The following is a 21,971-nucleotide window of genomic DNA, read 5'->3' as shown; positions in this document are numbered from 1 at the left end:
GTACCGACTATTGGTCGCTGCCATACCATACGATCCATAAGCGCACGATACGGGCTCCTCCAAAGGGCCGCGAGCGGGTGGAGGGATGCCGTCCGCTTTCTTGCCTTTCTGCTCAGAAGCAGATGGGCGGAAAGCCACCCGACCCGGTCGTAGGCCGCTGCCCCGCCGACAGCCGGAGGGTGGCCGCATCGATCGGGTCGGCGCCCCTGTCGGTCTCGGCTCCGCGTTCCCTACCATCGTGGCGGTCTGTCTCAGCAGCCCCTACAGGTCGCGCAACCAGGCGAGCAAGGGCGGCTCGGACGATCCGGCCGCGATCGGCACCCGCCGCCGCTCGACCTGCATCGGTGAGATGCCGAACTGCCGCCGGAAGGCCCGGCTGAACACTTGTGGACCGGAGAAGCCGCACTCGTGGGCAAGGCGGGCGAGCTTCGGTCGACGCCCGAGCCCCGGCTCGGTGAGTTCACGCAGGGCGCGGGAGAGGCGGCGCTGGCGGATGTACGCGTGGACGCCGCCGGCATCGGTAAATAGCTGATAGAGCGTGTTTCGCGACAAGCCGAACTGGCCTCTCAGCGCCGGCAGGTCGACCGTGGCCACATTCGCCTCGATGTAGCGGCGCACCGCCAGCGCCAAGGGATCGGGCCCGTCCCGCGCCGCGGCGGGCCCACCATCGGGTTCCCGATCCCGGTTCTGTCTTGCCGTCGCGGCGACCGCGATCCGGCACAGCGCCAGGGTAGCCGGCCCCAGCTCGGTGAGTTGTGCGGGCGTGGCTGCTCCGAGCGTGTCGGCGAGATCGCGGAGATGGCCCGACAGCAGCCGCACCAGCGGCTCGCGCCCGCCGTCCAGGATCCGACCCCGCGGCGCCCTGCCATCCGCAACGGCACCGACGAGGCGACGCCGCGGTACGACGACGGTGACGCTGGTTCCAGTGGGCATCGCGAGCCCCACCGGTTCGGCAAGGTTGAACAGCACGAGGTCGCCGCTACCGGCTCGATCCGCCCAGTCTGCCGCCTCGACCTGGATCGGTCCGCCGGAATGGGCCCGCAGCACGACATGATCCAGCATCTGGGCCGCGACTCGCTGCGGCGTGCGCACCACGATCCGGGCCGGCCCGCGCTCGACCGCGAGCACAATCGCGCCGAGGTGGTAGTAGCTCAGTAGCGCGTCCTCCGGCACGATGGCATCGGCGGGGAGCAGACCATCGTAGAGGGGCTGTAGCCCGGCGAGCCAGGCCCGGCCGCGTCGGGCTTCCTGCGAGATGTGTGTGAAGCGGTGCTCCAGGACCCTCATCCCGCAGCACCGAACTGCGGCGTCGCGCCGCCTCGCGGCGGTGCTACCACATGCGGGCGGCGATCTCGCGTTCCTCGGCGCCGAGCACATCGGCGTAGATGGCGGTGGTGGACAGGCTGGCATGGCCGAGCCAGCGCTGGAGCAGGGTCAGCGGCACGCCCGAGCGCAGGGCGTGCACGCCGAAGCCGTGGCGCAGCCCCTTGGGCGAGGCGGCCGAGGCACCGACGCCGGCCTCGCGCATCACCGCCTTGACCTGCTGCCAGGCGGTGCTGCGCACGATCGGCCACAGCCTGCGCTCGGACGGCTCGAGGTCGTGGACGAGGTCGATGATCGCCATGACGCCGTCTGGCACCGGTACGTCGCGCACGATGCCGGTGCGGCGCTTTTTGAGGCTGTGGAGGCTGACGATGCCGCCGGCACGGTCGAGGTCGGCGTGGGTGAGCGCCAGCGCCTCGGAGACGCGACAGCCGGTCCAGGCCAGCACGAGGCAGAGGGTGAGGATCTCCGGGGGCTGGCGGCTGGCCACGGCGATGAAGCGGGCGCGCTCGTCGGGGGTGAGGTACTTGCGCCGGCCCTGAGCAGTGTGGAGCGACATGCCGGGGGAGCCTGCGGCACGCGAGGATGGCCGGGCCGGGCGTCCGGATGGACGCTGGGCCGGGTAGCCGGCGGCTCGCCCGGTCGATCCGTGGGTAGGTGGATTGGGGGTCATGGCGGCGCGTCCTCGCACGCGGCGGGGCCGGTGCATCTGTGACCAGAATTGCCAATTGTGTTCGACGCCGCCTGCGGGAGCGCGTCTCACGCTCTGCGGCAGGAGGTAACAGCCACGTTTATACCGCGACCCCAGCGACCCACGCAAGCCAAAAATGTGAGAAAAATCAACACATGACAGAATTGGCAATTCTGTTCGACGGCATGATGCTTGTGTATCGCCGATATGAGGCCGCGTAAAGCTAAATGTGCGCCATAGCACGCGATTCGATACTGTCATCGACTTGGATCGAGCGGTTGCGGCGGGGACGGTCGCGGAGCCGCCCGTGATATCCAACGCAGAGCCAAGTCGTTGCCGGACGGACGCTATTTTCCGCGACGAGATAACCAACGCCTCCGCCGGAGCCGCCTCATCTCATGCGAGGCGGTACCCCTGCGTTGGATATCACCGCGATGCGGATGGTGATGTCCAACGCGATCCATCACCGCCGCCGGACGCCGCCGCAGGATCGACGCTCCGGGGCCGCGGCTGAGGTCGCAGCCGACGAGCCTCGGCCGGATCGGCCGGCGCCGCGATGAGGCGAGAGCCGCCTGCCGAAAGCTTCGCCGTGTGCGTCGCTCTCGTCCTGGTCATCTACCTGTTCGCCATGATGGTCGGCGGCTGGCTCGGCTGACCCCTGTCGTACCCCTCGACCTGCAGATTCCAGTCCATGTCCGAGAGCTACCGCTCATCCTCGCGCCCTCGCCGGTACCGGCAGCGGCTGCGTCACGCTGCCGACCGGCTCCTGCCGGTTGAGGGCCTATCGGACCTCGTGACATGTGCCGTGGCGATGCTGCTGGCTGGCTTGCTGGTGCTGTTCGTCGTGGGGCAGATCCGAGATGGAGCTCTCACCGGATGTCCGGCATACGATGGCCTCGCACACAAGCAGGAAGCTGAAGCGCTCTGTGCGGATCGCTGACGCGACCGGCATTATCGAGAGAACTTGGGATCAAGTGGCCCGCTCGCCGAACTCGGCCGAAGGCGCTCTCGTGCTCTCCGCGACGGCTACGAAACTCATCGGACATAGAAGCGGATGAGGTGAGCTATCGTCCTAAGCGGGGCTTCGGATCGTCCGCATTCGGGCGGTTCGGCTCAGCAGCTCTGGATGACCGGGGCTGGCCGAAAGCTGCCGCTCCACTTCAAAGCAGACCTGCTGCAAAAGTGGAGCGGCTTCCTACCGACCCAATTCTGTCGCGGATACGGCTTAGCGTTGTCTCCGAAAGCGGACTTAAATTGGTAAGATACCGGCCTGCGTCCTTGGCTGTTAGACTGCTTCGTGACAGCGGCTGGCCATGTGTGGCGTCGCAGCCCGATGGAAGCCCAGTCGTTCGAGAAGCACTTGATCGCTCCGCCCTTCAGGATTGGGCGTGGTCAGCAAAACCTCACCATTAAAGATTGAGTTGACCCCCGCCGCGAAGCAAAGTGCGTGAAGCTCGTCCGACATATACTTGCGACCCGCCGCAATACGGATGACACTGGCTGGCATCAGAATTCTCGCCACAGCGACGAGCCGTGCGAACGCGATCCCGTCCGGACGCTCGGCGCGATCCGCGATTGGAGCGCCCACGACGTGATTCCATAGGTTGAGGGGAACACTTTCGGGATGCTCTGGAAGATTCGCCAGGACACGAAGCATTTCCAAGCGATCATCGACCGTTTCTCCCAAGCCGACGATACCTCCACAACATACCTTGACGCCTGACGCTCTGACATTCTCCAACGTCCGAAGTCGATCATCCATGCTGCGGGTGGTTGCAATATTATGATAGTAAGCAGGAGACGTGTCGATGTTGTGATTATAATAGTCCAGGCCGGCATCCGCGAGGCGTTTGGCCTGCCCTTCGTCGAGCATCCCCAGGGTCACGCAGGCTTCCAGGCCAAGCTGTCGCACGCCCTGGATCATGGGTATCACGCGATCAAGGTCGCGCTCCTTGGGCGAGCGCCATGCGGCACCGAGGCAGAAACGTGTTGCACCCGCCTCCTTTGCCTTTGCTGCCGCTGCGATCACTTCCTCCACATCCATCAGCTTGGACGCTTTCACCCCTGTCGGTAGCGACGCACTCTGCGAGCAGTAGCTACAATCCTCTGGGCATCCACCGGTCTTGATGCTGAGAAGCGTGGCAATTTCAATCGATGCCGGATCGAACGAGATGCGGTGTACCTGCTGCGCTTCGAACAGGAGGTTGGAGAAAGGCAACTGGTACAGAGCGGCAACCTCCTCCGAGCGCCAATCGTGCCGTGTCGTTACGGCTGAAGGGGGCTTGGTTGCGGCACAGGCCATTATCGATAATCCCGCCGGTTGATAGTTGCAGGCGACGGATTTAAGCTAGCGTCGCTTCCATGCACCAAAAATTTCTGTCGATTATCGATAATGGCGATCCCTACGGTAGCAGAGAAAGTTGCAGACGAACTCGCTGCCCGGATCGTAGGTGGCGTACTATTGCCCGGAGCACCGCTGCGACAGGAAGTATTCGTTCAGGAATTCGGTGCTAGCCATGCTGCGATCCGCGAGGCATTTCTGAGACTTGAAGGGCGTCGTCTCGTGGTCAGTGAAGCTCGCCGCGGCTTCCGGGTGGTAGAGCTAGAGCTGGGCGGCGAGCGCGAAGTGATGATGATGCGAGCTGCCTTGGAGGTCTTGGCGCTTCGTCAAATTGGAGGGCGGCCCGGCCCGAAACGAATGTCAAAAATCGAAGAGGCGCTGAATGCCGGCGAAGAAGCGCGTGATCTGATCGAGTGGGAGATCGCTAATCGGTCGTTTCACGACAGATTGGCAGAAGCATCTGGTCTGCCACGTCTTGCGACATCGATCGCCGAACTCAACATCATATCATCGCGATATGCGGTGATGCGGGACCGGTCGACCCAATGGAAGCCGCGATCCAACCATGATCATCGGCGGATCTTCGAGGCGCTGTGCGACGGCCACGTCGAGCAGGCGGCGAGCCTGCTCGACAATCACATTCGGGCAGTGGAACGGGTCACTCGCATTTGAGAGCGCGCGCGTCATTGCCCTCCGCGGCCGCTATTGCCATGACTCACCCCGAAAGCAGTCGAACGGCTTTCCACCCAGCCCAGCCTTCTCCCATTGGCGGCTCGTGCGGAAATCAGCTGAGTGGCTGATGGTTTGAAGCCGAGGTTTGCAACGGTAGGCCTACTCGTCCACAAGGGAGGCGGATTGTGGATGGGGGCAGCATGCCTCACGTGGTGGGCTATGCCCGCGTATCCTCCGGTGATCAGGATCTGCGCCCGCAGCGGCGCCGGCTAACGCAAGATGCTGGTGCAATCCGCGTCTTCGACGATATCGTGTCCGACAAGCGCGCCAATCGGCCGGGCCTGAGCAAGCTGCTCGAATTTTGCCGGACCGGCGACACGGTCTGCGTAGTGCGCCTCGACCGCCTCGGTCGCTCGTTCAAGGAGGTGCTGGAGACCATTGATCTCCTCAAGGCGCATGGGCTCTCGTTCCGGTCGCTGGAGGAGGACCTCGACATAGCTTCGGCCGGCAGTGAACTCGCGTTCCACTTCATCGGCACGATCGCACATTATGAGTCACTACTGATCAACGAGAATTTGCGCGACGACCATTGCTCCTCGCATGCGCGCAACAAGACTTTCCTCCGGCGGACAGTATCAACACGTTAGCCGCGGCGCCAAAATTAGTGAAGGCTGGCATCCCTCCTGCTCAGGCAAGCAGCTCGGCCTCTGTCCTAAGAACTGTATAGCGAGGTAGCGGCACTACGCCGATCACCTGCATGCGCGCTGGCCCTTGCAAGGAGTGGCATAAGGCGACCGAGGCTGTGTCAAAACCCGAACGCTATCGGCCCTCGTAGAAAAACGTTCTCTCGAAGCAGGGTGACTCGGGCTAAGGGACCTCGTGTTGCCATCAGTCAGTCGCGCCGGAGATCCCTCCCGGCCGCTGCGGAAACGTTTGTTCTACGGTTTCCCAGCACATCCGAGTTTTGACACAGCCTCGACTCAACGCAGTCGTTCACGATCAACCCGGCTACCCCTATAAGCGGACGCAGCAGAGCCCCGGAGGCCCGCATGCTCGTCGTCCTCGGCGGACTACCTGGCACAGGCAAGACGACCCTGGGAAAGGCCCTCGCGGTCAAGCGTTCCGCTGCCTACGTCCGCGTGGACGAGATCGAGCATGCGCTAACCCACCATGCGCAGCTCGGCCCCGACATCGGTGCGACAGGTTATGTGGTGGCCTTCGCCGTAGCCGCATCGAACCTCAGGATCGGCAGCCTCGTGATCGCCGACAGCGTCAATCCAGTCCTGGAGAGCCGACAGGGCTGGCGGGACGTAGCGCACCGAGAGGCCGCGCGCTTCCTTGAGATCGAGGTCATCTGTAGCGATGGGGTTGAGCATCGACGCCGCGTCGAGGCCAGAACCGCGGACATAGCCGGGTTCGAGCTTCCCTCTTGGTCGTCGGTCGTGGAACGAGACTACGTGCCGTGGACCTCGCCCAGGCTCGTCGTGGATACGGCCCTCCTCACGCGGGACAAGGCGGTCGCCACGATCGAGGCCGCGATCGACGGATTACCCGGGGGGGCGCCCCCAACCTCCTGAGTGGCGGGCTACCTTCTCCTGATGCGGACGGGCCGCTGCCGATTCAACCCAGCCTTACTCATGGCCATCGGGGCTCCAGAAATTTGCCATCTACTTGCTACCCAGTGACCTCGACATGGGATGGAGAAGGGTTGTCACTTCAGGCAAAATACACGGCGCATGAAAGCCTCGTCAGGGATGTTGGCCTTGAAACTTGAATCTATTATCAGACGCTTGGGGCCGGACGATGCGTTCGCGTTCAAAGCAATTCGCCTGGAGGCATTAAAATCCGCGCCAGAATTGTTGCGTAGCACATTTGAACTTGAAGATAAGCTGGACTTAGACTGGTTCGCTGGGCGACTTGCAGATGCTCACGTTCTAGGAGCCATTCGCAATGAACAACTTGTTGGAACAGCTGGATTTGCCATTCAGCAGGGACAGCCAAACCTCCATAAAGGCAGGTTATGGGGAATGTTCGTTCAGCCAAGCGTTAGAAATCTTGGTATCGGGCGATTATTGCTAAACGACATTTTGGATGTCGCTCGTGGTAGTGTGGAGATAGTTCAGTTGAGCGTGGTAAAAGATAATTGGCCTGCGAAAAAACTCTATGAAAGTTCTGGATTTCGTGAATTCGGTGTGGAACACAAGGCATCGAAGTATGGCGATACCTACTACGATGAAGCGCTTATGGTTATCGATTTTAGCTGTAAATCAGACGTAGCCTAATAGCAGACATTCCGGGCGCATTAGGACCAGTCTACCTATCAGCGCATGCCAAACCTGCAATAATTGCAGCGGATCGTAGATTGTGGTGGTCGGGGTCCGCCGCAGCTACCAGTCGCTGCTCCACAGCGACACCTGCTGTTCGCAATGCCACGGCGAACATATTTTGAAACTTTGCCTCGACGATGCGATCGGCGGGGTCGGTCAAGATCACGACACGCATCGGAGGACGACGCCCGATCTCCGCAGCATGCTCAATTGGGTCAACGAAGTCTTCGTAACCCGTCACATCCGCGGATAGGCCGCGCTCAACGCCGCGCTGGCGAACTGCTACATTGCCCGATGCGATCACAGCGCAACCGATGTCGTCCCGCCGCGCCAGAAGTGCCCCCACCAAGTGGCCGCCCCCGGAGAAGCCGGCGAGGTTGATCTGCGCCCAGCCGAAACGTGCTTTGAGAGCATCGAGAGCAGCGTTCACCAGCGCAACCTCGCGAGGTCGCCGCCGCTCTAGGTGATGACCGGAGGAGCCGAATGTTCCTGGCCGTGCAAGATTTACAAATGTCCGCGCCGTCGCCGCTGAGTAGAGGTCTGCTTCCTTCTGCATCAACTTCGGATTGAGCCGCCTGTAGAACTCGCCGACCTGCCAAGCCGGTGGATAGGTCCGAGGCTGCGCTACGCTGATTACGTCCCCTTCCAGGAACACCAACGGCGGTCGATTGGTCGGTTCTGCTTGAGCCCCGTAGAAGCGCAGGCAATCTTCGCGGCCATCCAGGGCGACACGGATATAGTTCGATCCCTGACAATCGCCGGGTGCCACCCCATTCAAGACATCGTGTGCTGTGAAATGCGTCTCGTCAGCGTGGCCCGGGCCAGGATTTAGCATCGTTAGATACAGCCAGCCCACGAGAAGCCGAAGGAATGCGTTGGCCTTCATGAGCACTGGTAATAGCGCGTGGGAGTGGTGATGATTATGGGTTAGCCGCGCGAGCTGCGCAAAAGGTTGTGAGCGGGCTCCGCTCCTATGTCTGCTCCAATGCATTTGCTGCCCGGAAGCGGTCAGGCAGAAATCCACCCCGAGCAACCGTTCCGCATGCGACGTAGGCGTCGATGCCGCGCCGCAAACCAAGCGTTTCGATCTCTCGATCAATTGTCTTGTTGCAGTCGGTGCTTCTGTGGTCGGATAAATTTCCCTTCCAGGGATGGCTCGTGTGTGGATCCGAAATCTTAGTCGCCGACAAGTGTTAGCGGGAATGGGAGCCATGATGATGGTGCAGCAGCCCCACCGCTCCCAAGCCGCCGAAGCGGGCTGGTTCCCAGTAGCGTCACCGTTGGACGAGGGTTGCACGTCCGATCTTGGGGCGGAGCTCGACAAAGCGGTCACCGAAAAGCGGGTCTGGAACATCCACGGCCTCGTCGTTTTGCGGAATGGCAAGGTCATCCTTGAACGCTACTTCGAGGGCGAGGATCGCACGCGCGGTCGTGGCGCGCTCGGCCGCGTCGCCTTTGCCCCAGAGACGCTTCATGACCTGCGTTCCTGCTCGAAGAGCCTCGTCGGCCTGCTCTACGGCATCGCCCTCGATCGCGGACTGGTGCCGCCGCCGGAGACCAACCTTTTCGCTGCCTTCCCCGAGTATGCCGACCTCGCCGACAGGGACGGCCGCGACCGGCTCATGATCCATCACGTGCTGACGATGTCGATGGGCATTGATTGGGACGAAAGCAGCCTCATCTACTCGGACCCGCGCAATAGCGAGACCGCGATGGACGCTGCGCCGGACCGCTACCGCTACATCCTCGAACGATCCCTAATCGACGAACCCGGTGCGCACTGGACATATTGCGGTGGGGCAACGGCGCTTCTAGCGCGCATCATCGCCAAGAGCTCCGGTCGAACGCTGCACACATTCGCGCGCGAGGCGCTCTTCGAGCCAGTCGGCATCGGGGCGACAGAATGGGCGGTGGGCGATGACGACGAGCCGTTCGCCGCCTCCGGGGCGCGGATGACGACGCGGGATCTTGCGCGGATTGGTGTGATGATGCTGGACGGCGGCCGGGCAAACGGCCGCGCGGTTGTGCCCGCGGCATGGCTAGCCCGCTGCGTCACGCCGTATGTCAGCACGGACGAGGTTCGTCGGTACGGCTACCAGTGGTTCGTGCGCGATGTTGCCTTTGGCAAGCCGAAAGGGTGGGCCCCCGGTCGTTTGGAGTGCATGTGGACGGCGCAGGGCGAGGGCGGCCAGCGATTGTTCGTCATTCCCGCGCTGCAACTCGTCATCGCGGTGACAGCCGGCAACTACGAGCAAGCGGACCAGTGGATACCGCCGACCCGCCTCTTGAACGACGTGGTCCTGGCCCACGTGCGTTAGGCTGTGAGATCTTTGAGCGGTAGAGCGGCTGTGTCCGGTTTGATGCATCCGCCGGCCGGAAGCGGAAGGTCGCAATTTCACCCTGAGCAGACCTAATCCGGAGGTCTGAGTTCCTCGTAGGGGACCATGACGTGCTCGCGGAACGCTGATCGCGCGGACAGGGCGCCGAAATAACGGCGGATGGCCGGATGCTCCAGACGCTCGATTTGGATGTCGAAGTAGCGGAAGAGCACGTGCCCGAATTGGATATCCGCCATCGTGAAATCGTCCGAGGCAAGGAATGCCGTGCGGGACAGTCGCGCCTCGGCGATGTCGAGGAAACGGGTCAGGTTCTCAACGGCCCGGGCGACGGCCGCATGATCCCGACCGGCCGGTGCCGTCCTGATTACCCGCCAGAAGATCGGCGCGGTGAAGTTCATGGCGACGTTGATCTTCGACCATTCGGCCCACTTGTCGACCTCCGCACGCGCGGGGCCCTCCGGCGGCCAGAAAGACGTGGGTCCGTAGCGGCCCGCCAGGTAGCGCAGGATCGCTCCCGTCTCCCAGAGCGGCTCCCCTTGCCCATCACGGAGGACCGGCACCGTGCCGTTGGGGTTCATGGCCCGGAACGCGGGCGTGTCCAGTCCGCCGTGGCGATGGCCGGCGTCGTGCCGCTCGTAGGGCAGGCCAAGCTCGCCGATACCCCACATCAGCGCCTGGACATTGGATGAGGTTTTGCGGCCCCATACGGTGAGCATGGCGTCATCCTCCTAGCAAACGAGCGAGCCGCTGCGTGACATGCCTCACCTCCCTGGCGGATCCCGCAAGATAGATCGCCGCCGGAAAGTTGCATCTCCGCTGCGAGCACTCAAACGATCATAAACGATCGTGTCGAACAAATTTGGTCACGATCCGTTAACGACAGCTAACCTCTGATGGTGCAGCCCTTCCGCGCGGGTGCACGCCGATGCCTAATTCAACTTTTCAGACTGGTGACCTGGACCGATTTGACGTGGACCAGGGAGCGCAGCGCCAGGGCGCGCCGGATCGGTTAACTCGGTTGTCCGGTCTTCTGATGCCGGTATTCCGTCTCCGCATTGATAGAAGCGCGAGCAGGGTTGCGACGCTCAACATCGCGTTTGCATGCCTGTTTCTGCTGATCGCTGCTCGCCTCGTTGTCTTCGGCTTGGCCTCCCACGGTACGGCGTTCGTAGCCCGCGTCGACCTCGCCCCGAAGACGCTGGCGCGACCCGACATCATCGACCGCAACGGTGAGATCCTGGCCACCGACATCCGCACGGTCTCGGTCTACGCCGAGCCCGGCAACATCTACGACAAGGACGAGGCGGTCGAGCTGCTCACCGCGGTCCTGCCCGAACTCAATGCCACCGAGCTGCGGGCCAAGCTGGCCTCGCGCAAGGGCCGGAACGGCGCCGGCTTCGTCTGGGTCAAGCGCGAGCTGACCCCGAAGCAGCAGGCCGAGGTCCACCGGCTCGGCATCCCGGGCATCGGGTTCATGCCTGACCACAAGCGGGTCTACCCGAACGGTGTCGCCGCAGCTCACGTCCTCGGCGCCACGAACCTCGACGGCGTCGGCATCGCAGGGATCGAGAAGTACATCGACACCCAGGGCATTTCCAACCTCAACGCCTTCGGGATGGCCCGGGAGCCCGGTGACCTGAAGCCGGTGCAATTGTCCATCGACCTGCGGGTGCAGCACGCCATGCGGGACGAACTCGCACAGGGCATGGCGCACTTTCGCGCCAAGTCGGCTGCCTCCATGCTGATCGACGTAACTACGGGCGAGGTCATCAGCCTCGCCTCGCTGCCGGACTTCGATCCAAACGACCCGGCCGATGCGCTTCAACCCGACCGCATCAACCGCATGGCGGTCGGTGTCTACGAGATGGGTTCGACCTTCAAGGCGCTGACCAACGCCATGGCGCTCGACTCGGGCAAGGTGACAATCAACTCGACCTTCGACGCTCGCGAGAACCTGCACTTCGGCCGCTTCACCATCCACGACTTCCACGGCACGCACCGCGTGCTCACGCTGCCGGAGGTGTTCATCCACTCCTCCAACATCGGCACCGGGCGGATGGCGCTCGCCATGGGCGTCGAGGCGCACAAGGCGTTCCTGAAGAAGCTCGGCCAGCTCGACCGCATGCGCACCGAGTTGCCCGAGAGCGCGATGCCGATCGTGCCGTCGCACTGGGGCGAACTGAATACCGTCACGATCTCCTACGGGCACGGCATCGCCGTCACCCCGTTGCAGGCGGTGGCCGCGGTCGGGGCACTCATCAACGGTGGCACCCTTCTGCGGCCCACGTTCCTCAGGCGCAGCCCGGAGGAGGCGCAGCAGGCGGGTGTGCGCGTCATCAAGCCGGAGACGAGCGAGGCGATCCGCTACATCATGCGCCTGAACGCGACGGTCGGCTCGGCCAAGAAGGCGGAGATCCCTGGCTACTTTGTCGGCGGCAAAACCGGCACGGCCGAGAAGGTGGTCCACGGCCGCTACGACCACAACCGGCTGTTCACGACATTCATGGCCGCGCTGCCCATGAACCACCCACGCTATCTGTTCGTCACGATCTACGACGAGCCGCAGCCCGCACCGGAGACGCACGGCTACGCGACCGCGGCCTACAATGCTGGCGATACGACTGGGCGCATGGTTGAGCGGGTCGCGCCGCTACTGGGCCTTCCCATGCAGTTCGAGCCGCCACGCACACCGTTTCCGCTGATGGCGAGGCTGCACGCCTGGGGCGTCGACAAGACGCCGTGAGGTTCAGCCCTGCGGTCAGACCCGTACCCTGGAAGAAGGCGTTCTCCCTTGACTGCACGGCGTGGCATCCCCCTGATCGGCACCGGGCGACGGTCGCGCAAGGACGTGGGGTGTGGGGTGCTGAAAGAAGCGCGCCAGCGGCAGATTGTCGAACTGCTGCGCACAGGTGAGGTGGTGAACGTGGCGGACCTCGCGCGCCGGTTCGAGACCTCGCTGATCACCATTCGTCGCGACCTCAGTGCCCTGCATGCGTCCGGCCTGATCAGCCGCACGCACGGCGGTGCCGTACCGGCGCGCCACGACACATTCACTGACTCCCCCTACCGCAAGCGGCGCAACGTCCACGACGCGGCCAAGCGACGAGCGGTGAAGGCAGCGGCGGCGCTGATCCAGAATGGCGACACCCTGTACATGAATGCGGGCACGACGATGTGCTGCCTCGCCGAGGCCATTCGCGATCGGACGGACCTCAACATCGTAACGAATGGCATTACGGTGTCCTACGAACTCTCTCGGTTGGAGAGCGTGGACGTGTTCCTGCTAGCGGGAATGGTGGATTTTAACAGCATGTCCACGGTCGGTCCTGCGGCCGAGGAGAGCCTGCGGGACATCCGGATCGCCCGCGCGTTCCTGGGTGTGAGCGGCCTGTCTGTGCAGGGCGGCATGGCGATGTTCGACGTGCTGAACGCGAGGATCAACCGGGCGATCGTTCAGGCAGCGGAGGAGGTTGTGGTGGTGGTGGACGCGAGCAAGTTCCGCTCGCAGGCCCACCACCGGATTGCGCCGCTCACGGATATCGATGTCGTCGTTACGGATGACGGCGTGACCGCTGAGGAAGTTGATCGGATGCGGTCGCTAGGCATCGAAGTCATCATCGCCGGTGCGTGATCCTACCAGCGTCCTTCAACACAACCCAGATTACGTCGAACGGAGTGCCGCCTCGGAACGGAAGCGGAATGTCCGTGTGTGGACGCCCCATCGGATTCAAGGGGGTGTTTGAGAGATCTGTGCGCGCAGGTTCAGGTGCTTCCGTGTGTCCGGCCTGTTGATGCAGCCATCCTCACGGCTGCTGGCCTGTATGGAGATCGCGGATCGGGTCCAAATCGCTTTTGCGCGCTCGAGGCGCCTGGACATTCACTGGTTTTCCCGACCCCGTCTTCTGACCGTTGCGCCATACCTCTCGACTGACCTTCCCTGCCTCCCTGACGCCTCAGGCCGTGGCCGGAGCTCTGTAGGAGCCGCCATGGGCCATCAAGGCCCAGACGATCCTCGCCATCTTGTTCGCCAGGGCGACGGTGATCAGCATGCGCGGCTTGCGCGACAGCATGCCGGCCAACCATACCCCAGCTTTATCGGGATCACGCGCCGCGACCTTGGTCGCAGAGCTCGCGCCCAGGATCAGCAACCGTCGCAGGCTGCGCTCGCCCATCTTGGTCGTTCGCCCCAGCCGCTCCTTGCCGCCGCTGGAGTGTTGCCGCGGGACGAGACCGAGCCAAGCCGCAAAGTCGCGCCCGCGGCGGAAGGTACTGGCGGCCGGTGCCAGAGCCACGAGTGCGGTCGCGATCACCGGGCCAACACCCGGTATCGTCATCAGCCGCTTGGCCACGGCATCGTCCTTCGCGCGTTGGGCGATCTCGCGGTCGAGAAGTGCGATCTGCGCCTGGAGCGCCTCCAGGCTACCCGCAATGATGGCCAGGACCGGCCTTGCCTCGGCCGGCACGTCAGATGTGGGGTCGCGGACGATCGCCACGAGCTGGCCAACGTGCCCGACACCTTGGCGAACGACGTACCCGAACTCCGTGAGGTGCCCGCGCAGTGCATTGATCAATTGGGTCCGCTGACGCACGAGCAGGTCGCGCGTACGGAACACCACTGCGGAGGCCTGGGCCTGCGCGCTTTTTCCCTGAACGAACCGCATCGTCGGCCGCTGCGCCGCCTCGCAGATCGCCTCAGCGTCGGCCATGTCGTTCTTCTGCCGCTTCACGAACGGCTTCACGTAGGCTGGTGGGATGAGCCGCGTTTCGTGGCCTGCCAAAGCTATCTCACGGGCCCAGTAATGAGCGCTGGCGCATGCTTCCATAGCGACCACGCAACGCGGAAGTGTCGAGAAGAACGTCAGCACCTGATCACGCCGCAGCTTCTTGCGGAAAACGACGGCGCCGCTCGTATCCGCGCCGTGAACCTGGAAGACTGATTTAGCGAGATCGATCCCGACTGTGCTAACCTCACCCATGGACGCCTCCTGCAGTGGTGTTGCAACACCTCCACTCTGGCACATCGATGCCGTCAGGGGGCGTCCACCCCTACGCTTCGGGACAAAGGGCGGAGGTCTGGTTACCAACCCAACCAAGTCATTCCGCTGCCGACCCAACTCAGCTGTACAGGCGGCAGTGAGCGCTTCCCAGAAGCGGTCGTTCGCCGCCGGGCAGGCAAATTCGGCTCTTGATGGTCAGCAGGATGGTGGCTGCTGTCTGGAAGAAGACATCCGACTGCGAACCACATAGGCCGTGCGGACACCGCGAGCTCGCCAACGCCGTTCTGGACCAGACTTCCTCGCTATCCGCCAAAGCCACCGCATAGTAGGCTGTTAACCGAATTTGTCCAAGCGACGGTATAGATCGACGAAAAGCACACGCCGATTAAAATATGAGCTGGAGGAAACAGGGGCATGTCAGAGCAAGAGCGCGTGCATCTTCAGGAACTGAGCGAAAAATTCGATGCTTTGAAGGAAGAAATCCAACAACTTCGGTCGGAAGTTGGCATGCTCCGATCTGTAAGGCATGGATCTGGAGTCGATCTCGTAATTCTAGATAGTATTGTTGCGTATGTTCCAACAGCAGACAATCTGTATTCAAATTTCATACCAGAAAGTAACAAGAAATATGACGTTGTTGCCAGCGGTTTGCCCGAGGTTATGCTCGGCAATCCAAGCAATACGCCCGCGAAAGTTTTTCAAGACTATATAGAGATAGCGGCAAGTGATTACTCAACAATAATTCTATACGACATTGGTGCTTGGGTTGGAGACATCGCTATCCGTCTGGCGCGTTACGCCAAGGCATCCAAAATCGATTTCCACGCCCAATGCTATGACCCATCAACTGCCGGGTCATTGATACCGTTCAACGCGCGCCTGAATAATGTAGCGGACTTTGTGGATTTTGTGCCCGCGGGTATTAGCCTCGATGGCGGCCCACTTCTGTTTAATCAAGTGCGCGGACACTCGGACTCATCTGGACTATCCATGGTCGACAGTTTTGGCCGCGATGTAGATTCGTATATTATAAATACCTATACATTGAAAGAAGTATTGGAAAGAAACAAGCGTCCTTCACATCAAATTATCAAGATCGACGTGGAAGGAATTGATGCACTTATTGTGGCAAACAATCTTGCAATTCTGCAAGAAAATACTTTGGTGATCGAGTTCAATCCCCGGCAGGAGCAATATAAGATCATCGATCCACGAAATTTTCTGGCGCTTATGAACCGAACGCATACAATCTATGACTTATTTTATGCGCCGAACCCAACGATGGTAAATAGAATTGATGACATTGATCAATTTATGATGGATATTTTGCAAAGAAAATGGGGATATACGGACCTATTGATGGTCCCTCGGGTCTGTAAATTTCACGATCGCTTTGTTCGGCGATACAAGGACTATAAAAAAGAGCCCGATAATTATGTGCTCGCGAAGGCGCATCGCACCAAGTAGATTATTGCCGCCTCCCACATTTTCGTTTGAACCAGCACAGCCTGGATAGGTTCAACCAAGAGCGCCAGCGTTGCCTGCAAAGACGTTGGCCATTTACACACTTCGCTGAGATACTGACAATCGGTCGCGGGCCTCTGACACTCCGAAGAATTCGGATTATTTAGTCTGGGGCTCGAGAAAGGGTCCCAAGCGGAAGGGGCAGCAACGTCCGCTAAAGCGCCTTCCAACTCGTAAGTAGACCGTCCGCAAACCGCCGATTTCGTTGAAAAACTCGCTGTCGGCCTGGATCGAGGTTTGATGGGGGCTTGGCTGAGGGCCTCCCCCAGCCGATCAGGCGAGGCTCGGCTGCCCCAGCGGGATCAGCTTGGCCAGCTTCCGTAGGTTCTGGGCGACGGCCGCGAGGTGGAATTCGTCTCGGGCTCCATCCGGCCCCCGCAACCGAAGCCGATCCAGCTTCAGGATCCGCTTGAGGTGGGCAAACAGCATCTCGACCTTCTTGCGCTCCCGCCGCGAGGTACGGCCCGCCTCCGAGGCGCAGATGTCGCGCGCCATCTGCCGGGCGCCCTCGTGGATCGAGCGTGGGATCTTGCGGGCGGATGCGTTGGGGCAGCATCGTGGCTTCAGCGCGCAGGCATCGCAGTCGTGCTTGCTCGCGCGGTAGCGCAGCATCCCGTCTGCGTCGACGAGCGGAGGCGGTAACCTGTAGACCTTCTGACGTTGCCGCAGCTGCTTGCCGGCCGGGCAGGTGTAGGCGTCAGCGTCAGGGTCGTAGGTGAAGGCTGATCGGCTGAAGGTGCCGTCGCGGCGCTCAGACTTGTCGAAGACGGGGATGTGCGGCTCGATGCCTTGCTCGTGGACGAGCCAGCCCAGCATCGCGGCCGATCCGTAACCGCTGTCGCCGGCGAGCCGTGCCGGGTAGAGGTCGAAGCGCTCGCGCGAGCGCACGATCAGACGCTTGGCGGCTGTGACCTCGGCCTGCCGGATCGCGGTGGTCGGCTCGACGTCCACGATGACCGCGTGGTCGAGGTCGATCAGGTAGTTGGCCGCGTAGGCGAAGTAGGCCAGCCCACCGTCCGCCCCCGTCCAGCGCGCGGCCGGGTCGGCGGGGGGGACGAGCTTGGGCACGACCGGCGTCGCAGCCCCGAACGCGGCGTCGTCGAGCACAGCCAGGTACTCCCGGGCGGCGCGGCTGACGCTCTCGGGTGGCAGGCCGTTCGTACCCTCGACACCCTTCTGTCGGTTGGCATCGGCCTTGATCAGGCTGGCGTCGACCGCGAAGCCCTCGCCGCCCACGAGCCCCTCGGCGATGCAGCGGGCGAGCACGGTCTCGAACAGGCGCCGCAGCAGGTCGCTGTCGCGGAAGCGGCCATGGCGGTTCTTGGAGAAGGTCGAATGGTCCGGCACCCGGCCGTCGAGCCCGAGCCGGCAGGACCAGCGATAAGCGAGGTTGAGGTGGACCTCGTCGCACAAGCGGCGCTCGGAGCGGATGCCGAAGCAGTAGCCGATGAGCAGCATGCGGATCATCAACTCAGGGTCGACCGAGGGCCGGCCCGTCGAGCTGTAGAACGACTGCAGGTGCGCGCGCAGGCCCGACAGGTCAACGAAGCGGTCGATGCTGCGCAGCAGATGGTCGGTGGGGACGTGGGTATCGAGCGAGAACTCGTAGAACAGGGCGCCCTGCTCGACTTGCCGAGGTCCCATCATCTGCTTCGGTCTCCGTCTATCGACACGAGTGAATCACCTCACGACTACCGCTGCAACACCGAGTTTTTCAACAGAATCCACCCCAAGCCGTCGTTCCGGTGGCGATCCAACCCAGCCGTTCAGATAGCCGCGGCCTCTTCCCATAAACGGTAATCCATCGGCCGTTCGACAGCTCCAACTTGGTGAAGGAAGTGGGGTCATAGGAGCTGCCACAACGTCTCTCGGGTGGCTGGATCAAAGGTCCGCGCCTGGTGATCCATGACTCCCTGGAGACCCTCCCCGATGCAGTCCATCGGCATCGGTTGAAAGCCGTGGCGTCGGAACCACGGTCCATTCCAAACCGGCTCCTTGAACGTCGTTAGCGTCACGGCCAGTGCGTTCAGGCTTGCGGCATGCGAGCGGACCTCATCGAGCAGCGCCTTCCCAATCCCCCGCCCCGACGAGCCGGCTTCAACCGAAATGTTATCGAGGTAGAGCAGCGCGTCGAGCGTCCGCATGGCGGCGAAGCCCACAATTGCCTTCCCCGCGTCATCAACGGCAGCTGCGACGCGACAAGCTGCGAACCGGCTTGGGGGAAGTGGCGGCGCGTCTGCAATGTGGGCGAGCTCGGGGAGTACCCTGTAGCGTTCCCGTGCCTGCGCTGAGATGAACCTCAGCTGTTCGAGATCCCTGCCATCTGCGGGGCGGATATGGAAATTCATGGCCTACCCGTCGCTCTGACGCCACCACAAACTGTCATTCCGCTGCCGACACAATCTGCGCGCGGGGAGGATCAGCGAGGCATCTAAAGAAGGCGTGGTATGTCAGCCGCCTCTACAGGTCGAGGATACCCGAGGCTTCGGCGATATGTAGATTGAGCAAAGCCGCCGATGCGGCTAACGATCAAGACGGCGTGATCCAATAGAAGCCTGAGACGAGAACGTTTTTGCTATTCAATTTTTCCGGAGCGGGAGGCAAATTTGAAGGTGCGCAAACCTCGCATTGCGATTGATATGGATGAAGTGATTGCGGATGCTCATGCAGAACATGCTGCCTGGTATGCAAAACACTTCGGATATAATTTTTCGGATACCGAGATTGATAAAAGCTCATTGCGCTCTCTGGTGTCTCAGGAGCATCACGAAAAACTAGAAGAAAGGCTACATCGAGGCGAGGGATTTGCAGACTACGCTGTTATCCCAGGAAGCCAAGCTGCCCTCTCTGAGCTGTCAGATAAATTTGATGTATTTATTACTACTGCCGCAATGGAATATCCATCATCGTGTGCTCCCAAATTTTCTTGGTTGCGCGCGAATTTTCCGTCGATATCTCCTATGAATATCGTCTTTTGCGGCGACAAAAGTATTCTGGCAACTGACTACCTAGTTGACGACAACGTGAAGCATTTCGAGCATTTCCAGGGTCAGGGTGTGCTTTTCTCGGCTCCGCATAATTTATCTATAGATTATCCATTTAGAGTTTCAGGCTGGAAACATGCAGCCGCGTTCCTGAATAGTAGAGTTTGAACACGCGAAGCTGCCTCTGATTGATTGTCAGATCGTTTCCAGCGGAAGGCCGCGTCCGCTCCTGTGCGTTTACCGCTCAGAAGCGGACCGGTGGAAAACCACCCAGAGCGGCACCTTAGCTTCAGAGACTTGGTTGCCGAAGCTGACGTGCCGCATCGGTCTTCAAGGCACGTTAAACGGCTTCTGTTTTCGGCGCGGACAATCTTCGGTATGCGGGGAGGACCGTCTAGGTCCTTTCGCAGCGTCCTTGCGCGCGGAGTGAGGAGACGATGAAGGGAGGAATCGGCGGCGCGACCAATGTCCCTCTGGCGATACTTGGCGTTCCAAAGAGCCGAGCGTAAGCGATGACCCAATGAGCGTCCAGTCACACGCCCGAAGTCCGCTCGTGACTTCGGGAATGGCGGCAATGGCCGTTCGCAGATCTTCAGGCTTGAGCGTCTTCTTGTAGTTCCGTGAGTTCACGGTGGCGCCCTCATGGCCCATCATCGACTCGCGGATCGGATCGAGCACCAGCCGCCGAATCATCTCCGTATTGCCGAGATGCCGGAAGGAATGGAACGTCTTGCGCTCCTCACGGGCCGAGGGCAAGGCTTCGTCCAGAACGACCGTCCAGCGCTTGTCGAACAGGTTCGACAAGGGCGTGTTCTCGCCAAACTGCGCGATCTCCGCGAAGATCAGATCGCTTCGTGCACCGGATCTGCCCCGCACGTAATCCAAGAAGCCTAGGCGGATCAGCTCTGGATGGAGCGGCAGCGTCCGACGCGACATCGCGTTCTTAAGGCGCCGTCTGCGTGTCGGCCGGATCTTGAGCGTGGCCTGCTCCAGGTCGATGTCACCGAGTTCGAGGTAGACCAACTCGGACAGGCGCGCGCAGGTGTAGTAGCCCAGGAGCGGCAGCCAGTAGACGGCTGCGAAGATCTGCTGCCGCCGTGCCGCCCGCAGCATCTCCGCTTCCGAGGCCGTCGACGTCCAGACGGGGTGCGCGAACAGGGTTTTCACCTCGTCGACCTCGAAGGCGGGTCGCTTCTCGCTGTCCCGCTCCGGGTCGATCAGGCGGAAGTCGCCCAGGAGCTCGACCTGCCCAATCGGACGCTGCTTGGCCCGACAGTACTTCGCGATCGTCGAGAGCTGCGTGATATGCCGGTTCACGGTCGCGGGGCTGAGCCCGACTTTCTCTGTCTGCCCCGCGGCCCGCATCGCTCGGCCGCGCTCGACCAGGTCCGCGATCGACAGTGCCGCATCACGTGAACTCTTGCCGTAGGACTTCGGCAGGTTCGAGAGGTTCTGGATATAGGCAGCGAGATGGGCATGCCGGATCTGCCGCAGGTCATCGGTGCCGGCGATGTCGCCCAGCATTGCCGCGACCGCCCGATGCTGCCGTTGGGTCTTCTCGTCCCAGGTGGCGCCCTTGTGCGTGATGAGCTCTCCGACCATCTCGGTCAGCGAGTTCGTGACCGGACCAGAACTGGCTTCGCTACCCTCATGCGCATCGTCCAGGCCTCGCTGGTCGAGGGCTGGAGCGCAATCGGTGACGCCTGGACCGCGATCCGCTCCGTCAAGCTCCGAAGATCCAGACGATGGCCTTGACGCCTCTTCCGGCGCGGCGGCCTCCGTTTTTGGAGGGTACGACGCAGGAGCTGGCGCCGCGGGTGGATGATTCCGGTCGACTATGGGGCCTTGCTCGGGTGCCGGCTGGCCGACGGGCTCGGATTTGAGAGTAGCCGGATCTGTATAACTGCTTTCTGACAGGGGCGGTGTTGTGGGGGCCAGAACCTCGAAGTCGCCCCACTCAAAACTGTCAGCGCCGTCGAAGTCCGACTTGGCCCAGCCCAATGTGTCGTGCGGTATCTCGCCCTTGGCACGCATCGCTGAGAGGTTTGCCCAAGCCTCGCGCGGATCCGCACGCGCCTCAGCATAAGTTGAGGCGAACTCGCGTGAAACATGGCCGGAGAGCGCTGCAAGTCCACGCAGGCACCGATTGAGACCAGCCTCCGTCACGGGCTCATCCATGCTCACCAGCATCGCTTGAAGATAGGCGCGGGGTGGAGTGAGCCGACCGGTCTCATCCGGGCGTCCGAGATCACGCAGGTAGCCGTTCTCGACGCGTCGCCGGATCGTTCCTCGCTCCGATAGAGTGAAGCCTTCCTCCTTGAGACGCGCATCGAGTTCGTTGTCGTACCCCGCTTCAAAACCTGTCTCAGCCGCGAGCGCCTGCAGACGCCCGAAGATGCGGTACTCCCGCTCACGCTTCTCCAGGAGCGAAGGCCAGTCGCCGACCAGGGGCGCGCGCGGTGGGTTGAGATCGCGCTGCAAGCGCGCGATCCGCACACTTCGCTCCCGGTCGACGTAAGCCCGGAGGTGGTCGCGAATTTGGGTGACTGTTTGCATGGCGGGGTCATCCCGGACGCGGAGGCTTTCCGCGTTGAGCCCCCAGCCGAGTGTGCGAGCACCTGCTGGGTCGGTAGTGCCCAGGCTCAGAGCGACCGTGGTGGACTTCCCCCTAACCGGGGCACCAGAGGGTCGCGTCCGCTCATCGCAACGGAATCGCCTTCGCCACCAGTATACCGCCCCGCGACGGAACACGTTAGAACAAATCGTCAACGGC

19 protein-coding genes are annotated in these 21,971 nt (G+C 61.9%); 10 read left to right on the top strand and 9 right to left on the bottom strand.

Annotation, left to right across the window (positions count from 1 at the left end; translation table 11 throughout):
* Positions 1–261: 261 nt before the first annotated feature.
* Both ACQKQD_RS06800 and ACQKQD_RS06795 read right to left on the bottom strand, forming a co-directional pair.
* Complete coding sequence (locus ACQKQD_RS06800; RefSeq protein ID WP_427507895.1) at positions 262–1,287, bottom strand: AraC family transcriptional regulator; 1,026 nt, start codon at positions 1,285–1,287, stop codon at positions 262–264.
* A gap of 43 nt (positions 1,288–1,330) precedes the next feature.
* On the bottom strand, positions 1,331–1,882 hold the full coding sequence (locus tag ACQKQD_RS06795) for a tyrosine-type recombinase/integrase (RefSeq protein ID WP_427507894.1): 552 nt from the start codon (positions 1,880–1,882) through the stop codon (positions 1,331–1,333).
* Positions 1,883–2,705: 823 nt separating this feature from the next.
* On the opposite strand from ACQKQD_RS06795, the gene ACQKQD_RS06790 reads away from it, so the two are divergent.
* A complete protein-coding gene (locus ACQKQD_RS06790; RefSeq protein ID WP_427507893.1) occupies positions 2,706–2,954 on the top strand; it encodes a hypothetical protein in 249 nt (82 codons plus the stop codon).
* Positions 2,955–3,299: 345 nt separating this feature from the next.
* On the opposite strand, the gene bioB is transcribed toward ACQKQD_RS06790, so the two are convergent.
* A complete protein-coding gene (gene bioB / locus ACQKQD_RS06785) occupies positions 3,300–4,316 on the bottom strand; it encodes a biotin synthase BioB (protein ID WP_427507892.1) in 1,017 nt (338 codons plus the stop codon).
* Positions 4,317–4,406: 90 nt separating this feature from the next.
* On the opposite strand from bioB, the gene ACQKQD_RS06780 reads away from it, so the two are divergent.
* From ACQKQD_RS06780 to ACQKQD_RS06765, 4 genes are all read left to right on the top strand, one after another.
* Positions 4,407–5,027, top strand: coding sequence for a GntR family transcriptional regulator (locus tag ACQKQD_RS06780; RefSeq protein WP_427507891.1), 621 nt, complete (start codon positions 4,407–4,409; stop codon positions 5,025–5,027).
* Positions 5,028–5,227: 200 nt separating this feature from the next.
* Complete coding sequence (locus tag ACQKQD_RS06775) at positions 5,228–5,674, top strand: recombinase family protein (protein ID WP_427507890.1); 447 nt, start codon at positions 5,228–5,230, stop codon at positions 5,672–5,674.
* A gap of 402 nt (positions 5,675–6,076) precedes the next feature.
* A complete protein-coding gene (locus ACQKQD_RS06770) occupies positions 6,077–6,604 on the top strand; it encodes an AAA family ATPase (RefSeq protein WP_427507889.1) in 528 nt (175 codons plus the stop codon).
* A gap of 159 nt (positions 6,605–6,763) precedes the next feature.
* Positions 6,764–7,309 carry an N-acetyltransferase family protein gene (locus ACQKQD_RS06765; RefSeq protein WP_427507888.1) on the top strand — a complete coding sequence of 182 codons (546 nt, stop codon included), beginning with the start codon at positions 6,764–6,766 and terminating at the stop codon, positions 7,307–7,309.
* A gap of 31 nt (positions 7,310–7,340) precedes the next feature.
* Here the strand turns inward: ACQKQD_RS06765 and ACQKQD_RS06760 are convergent, their stop codons facing one another.
* Complete coding sequence (locus ACQKQD_RS06760) at positions 7,341–8,240, bottom strand: alpha/beta hydrolase family protein (protein WP_427507887.1); 900 nt, start codon at positions 8,238–8,240, stop codon at positions 7,341–7,343.
* Between the two features lie 325 nt (positions 8,241–8,565).
* On the opposite strand from ACQKQD_RS06760, the gene ACQKQD_RS06755 reads away from it, so the two are divergent.
* The gene (locus ACQKQD_RS06755; RefSeq protein ID WP_427507886.1) at positions 8,566–9,672 is read left to right on the top strand and encodes a serine hydrolase domain-containing protein; all 1,107 of its coding nucleotides are present in this window, start codon (positions 8,566–8,568) and stop codon (positions 9,670–9,672) included.
* Between the two features lie 92 nt (positions 9,673–9,764).
* Here ACQKQD_RS06755 and ACQKQD_RS06750 read toward each other — a convergent pair whose 3' ends face one another.
* Positions 9,765–10,409, bottom strand: a complete 645-nt coding sequence (locus tag ACQKQD_RS06750) for a glutathione S-transferase family protein (RefSeq protein ID WP_427507885.1) — start codon at positions 10,407–10,409, stop codon at positions 9,765–9,767.
* 209 nt (positions 10,410–10,618) lie between these two features.
* On the opposite strand from ACQKQD_RS06750, the gene ACQKQD_RS06745 reads away from it, so the two are divergent.
* Together ACQKQD_RS06745 and ACQKQD_RS06740 are read left to right on the top strand one after the other, a co-directional pair.
* On the top strand, positions 10,619–12,436 hold the full coding sequence (locus ACQKQD_RS06745; protein WP_427507884.1) for a peptidoglycan D,D-transpeptidase FtsI family protein: 1,818 nt from the start codon (positions 10,619–10,621) through the stop codon (positions 12,434–12,436).
* 117 nt (positions 12,437–12,553) lie between these two features.
* Positions 12,554–13,324: a DeoR/GlpR family DNA-binding transcription regulator gene (locus ACQKQD_RS06740; protein ID WP_427507883.1), complete on the top strand. Its 771-nt coding sequence runs from the start codon at positions 12,554–12,556 to the stop codon at positions 13,322–13,324.
* Positions 13,325–13,646: 322 nt separating this feature from the next.
* Here ACQKQD_RS06740 and ACQKQD_RS06735 read toward each other — a convergent pair whose 3' ends face one another.
* Positions 13,647–14,669, bottom strand: coding sequence for an IS110 family transposase (locus ACQKQD_RS06735; protein WP_331299210.1), 1,023 nt, complete (start codon positions 14,667–14,669; stop codon positions 13,647–13,649).
* Between the two features lie 435 nt (positions 14,670–15,104).
* Here ACQKQD_RS06735 and ACQKQD_RS06730 point away from each other — a divergent pair, with 435 nt between their 5' ends.
* The gene (locus ACQKQD_RS06730; RefSeq protein ID WP_427507882.1) at positions 15,105–16,157 is read left to right on the top strand and encodes an FkbM family methyltransferase; all 1,053 of its coding nucleotides are present in this window, start codon (positions 15,105–15,107) and stop codon (positions 16,155–16,157) included.
* A gap of 330 nt (positions 16,158–16,487) precedes the next feature.
* Here ACQKQD_RS06730 and ACQKQD_RS06725 read toward each other — a convergent pair whose 3' ends face one another.
* On the bottom strand, positions 16,488–17,861 hold the full coding sequence (locus ACQKQD_RS06725; RefSeq protein WP_427507881.1) for a transposase: 1,374 nt from the start codon (positions 17,859–17,861) through the stop codon (positions 16,488–16,490).
* A 197-nt stretch (positions 17,862–18,058) separates the two neighbouring features.
* Positions 18,059–18,562 (bottom strand): GNAT family N-acetyltransferase, encoded by a 504-nt coding sequence (locus ACQKQD_RS06720; RefSeq protein WP_427507880.1) that lies wholly within the window; start codon positions 18,560–18,562, stop codon positions 18,059–18,061.
* Between the two features lie 264 nt (positions 18,563–18,826).
* Between ACQKQD_RS06720 and ACQKQD_RS06715 the strand changes: the two genes are divergently transcribed.
* Positions 18,827–19,366, top strand: coding sequence for a 5' nucleotidase, NT5C type (locus ACQKQD_RS06715; protein WP_427508090.1), 540 nt, complete (start codon positions 18,827–18,829; stop codon positions 19,364–19,366).
* Positions 19,367–19,528: 162 nt separating this feature from the next.
* Here ACQKQD_RS06715 and ACQKQD_RS06710 read toward each other — a convergent pair whose 3' ends face one another.
* Entirely contained in the window at positions 19,529–21,754 is a 2,226-nt protein-coding gene (locus ACQKQD_RS06710; protein WP_427507879.1) for a tyrosine-type recombinase/integrase, read from the bottom strand.
* Between the last annotated feature and the right edge of the window lie 217 nt (positions 21,755–21,971).

It is taken from the genome of Methylobacterium sp. NPDC080182, from assembly GCF_050281105.1.
GTDB lineage: Bacteria > Pseudomonadota > Alphaproteobacteria > Rhizobiales > Beijerinckiaceae > Methylobacterium.
Note: the sequence above shows the minus strand (reverse complement) of the source record. Positions and strands in the feature narration are given on the sequence as shown.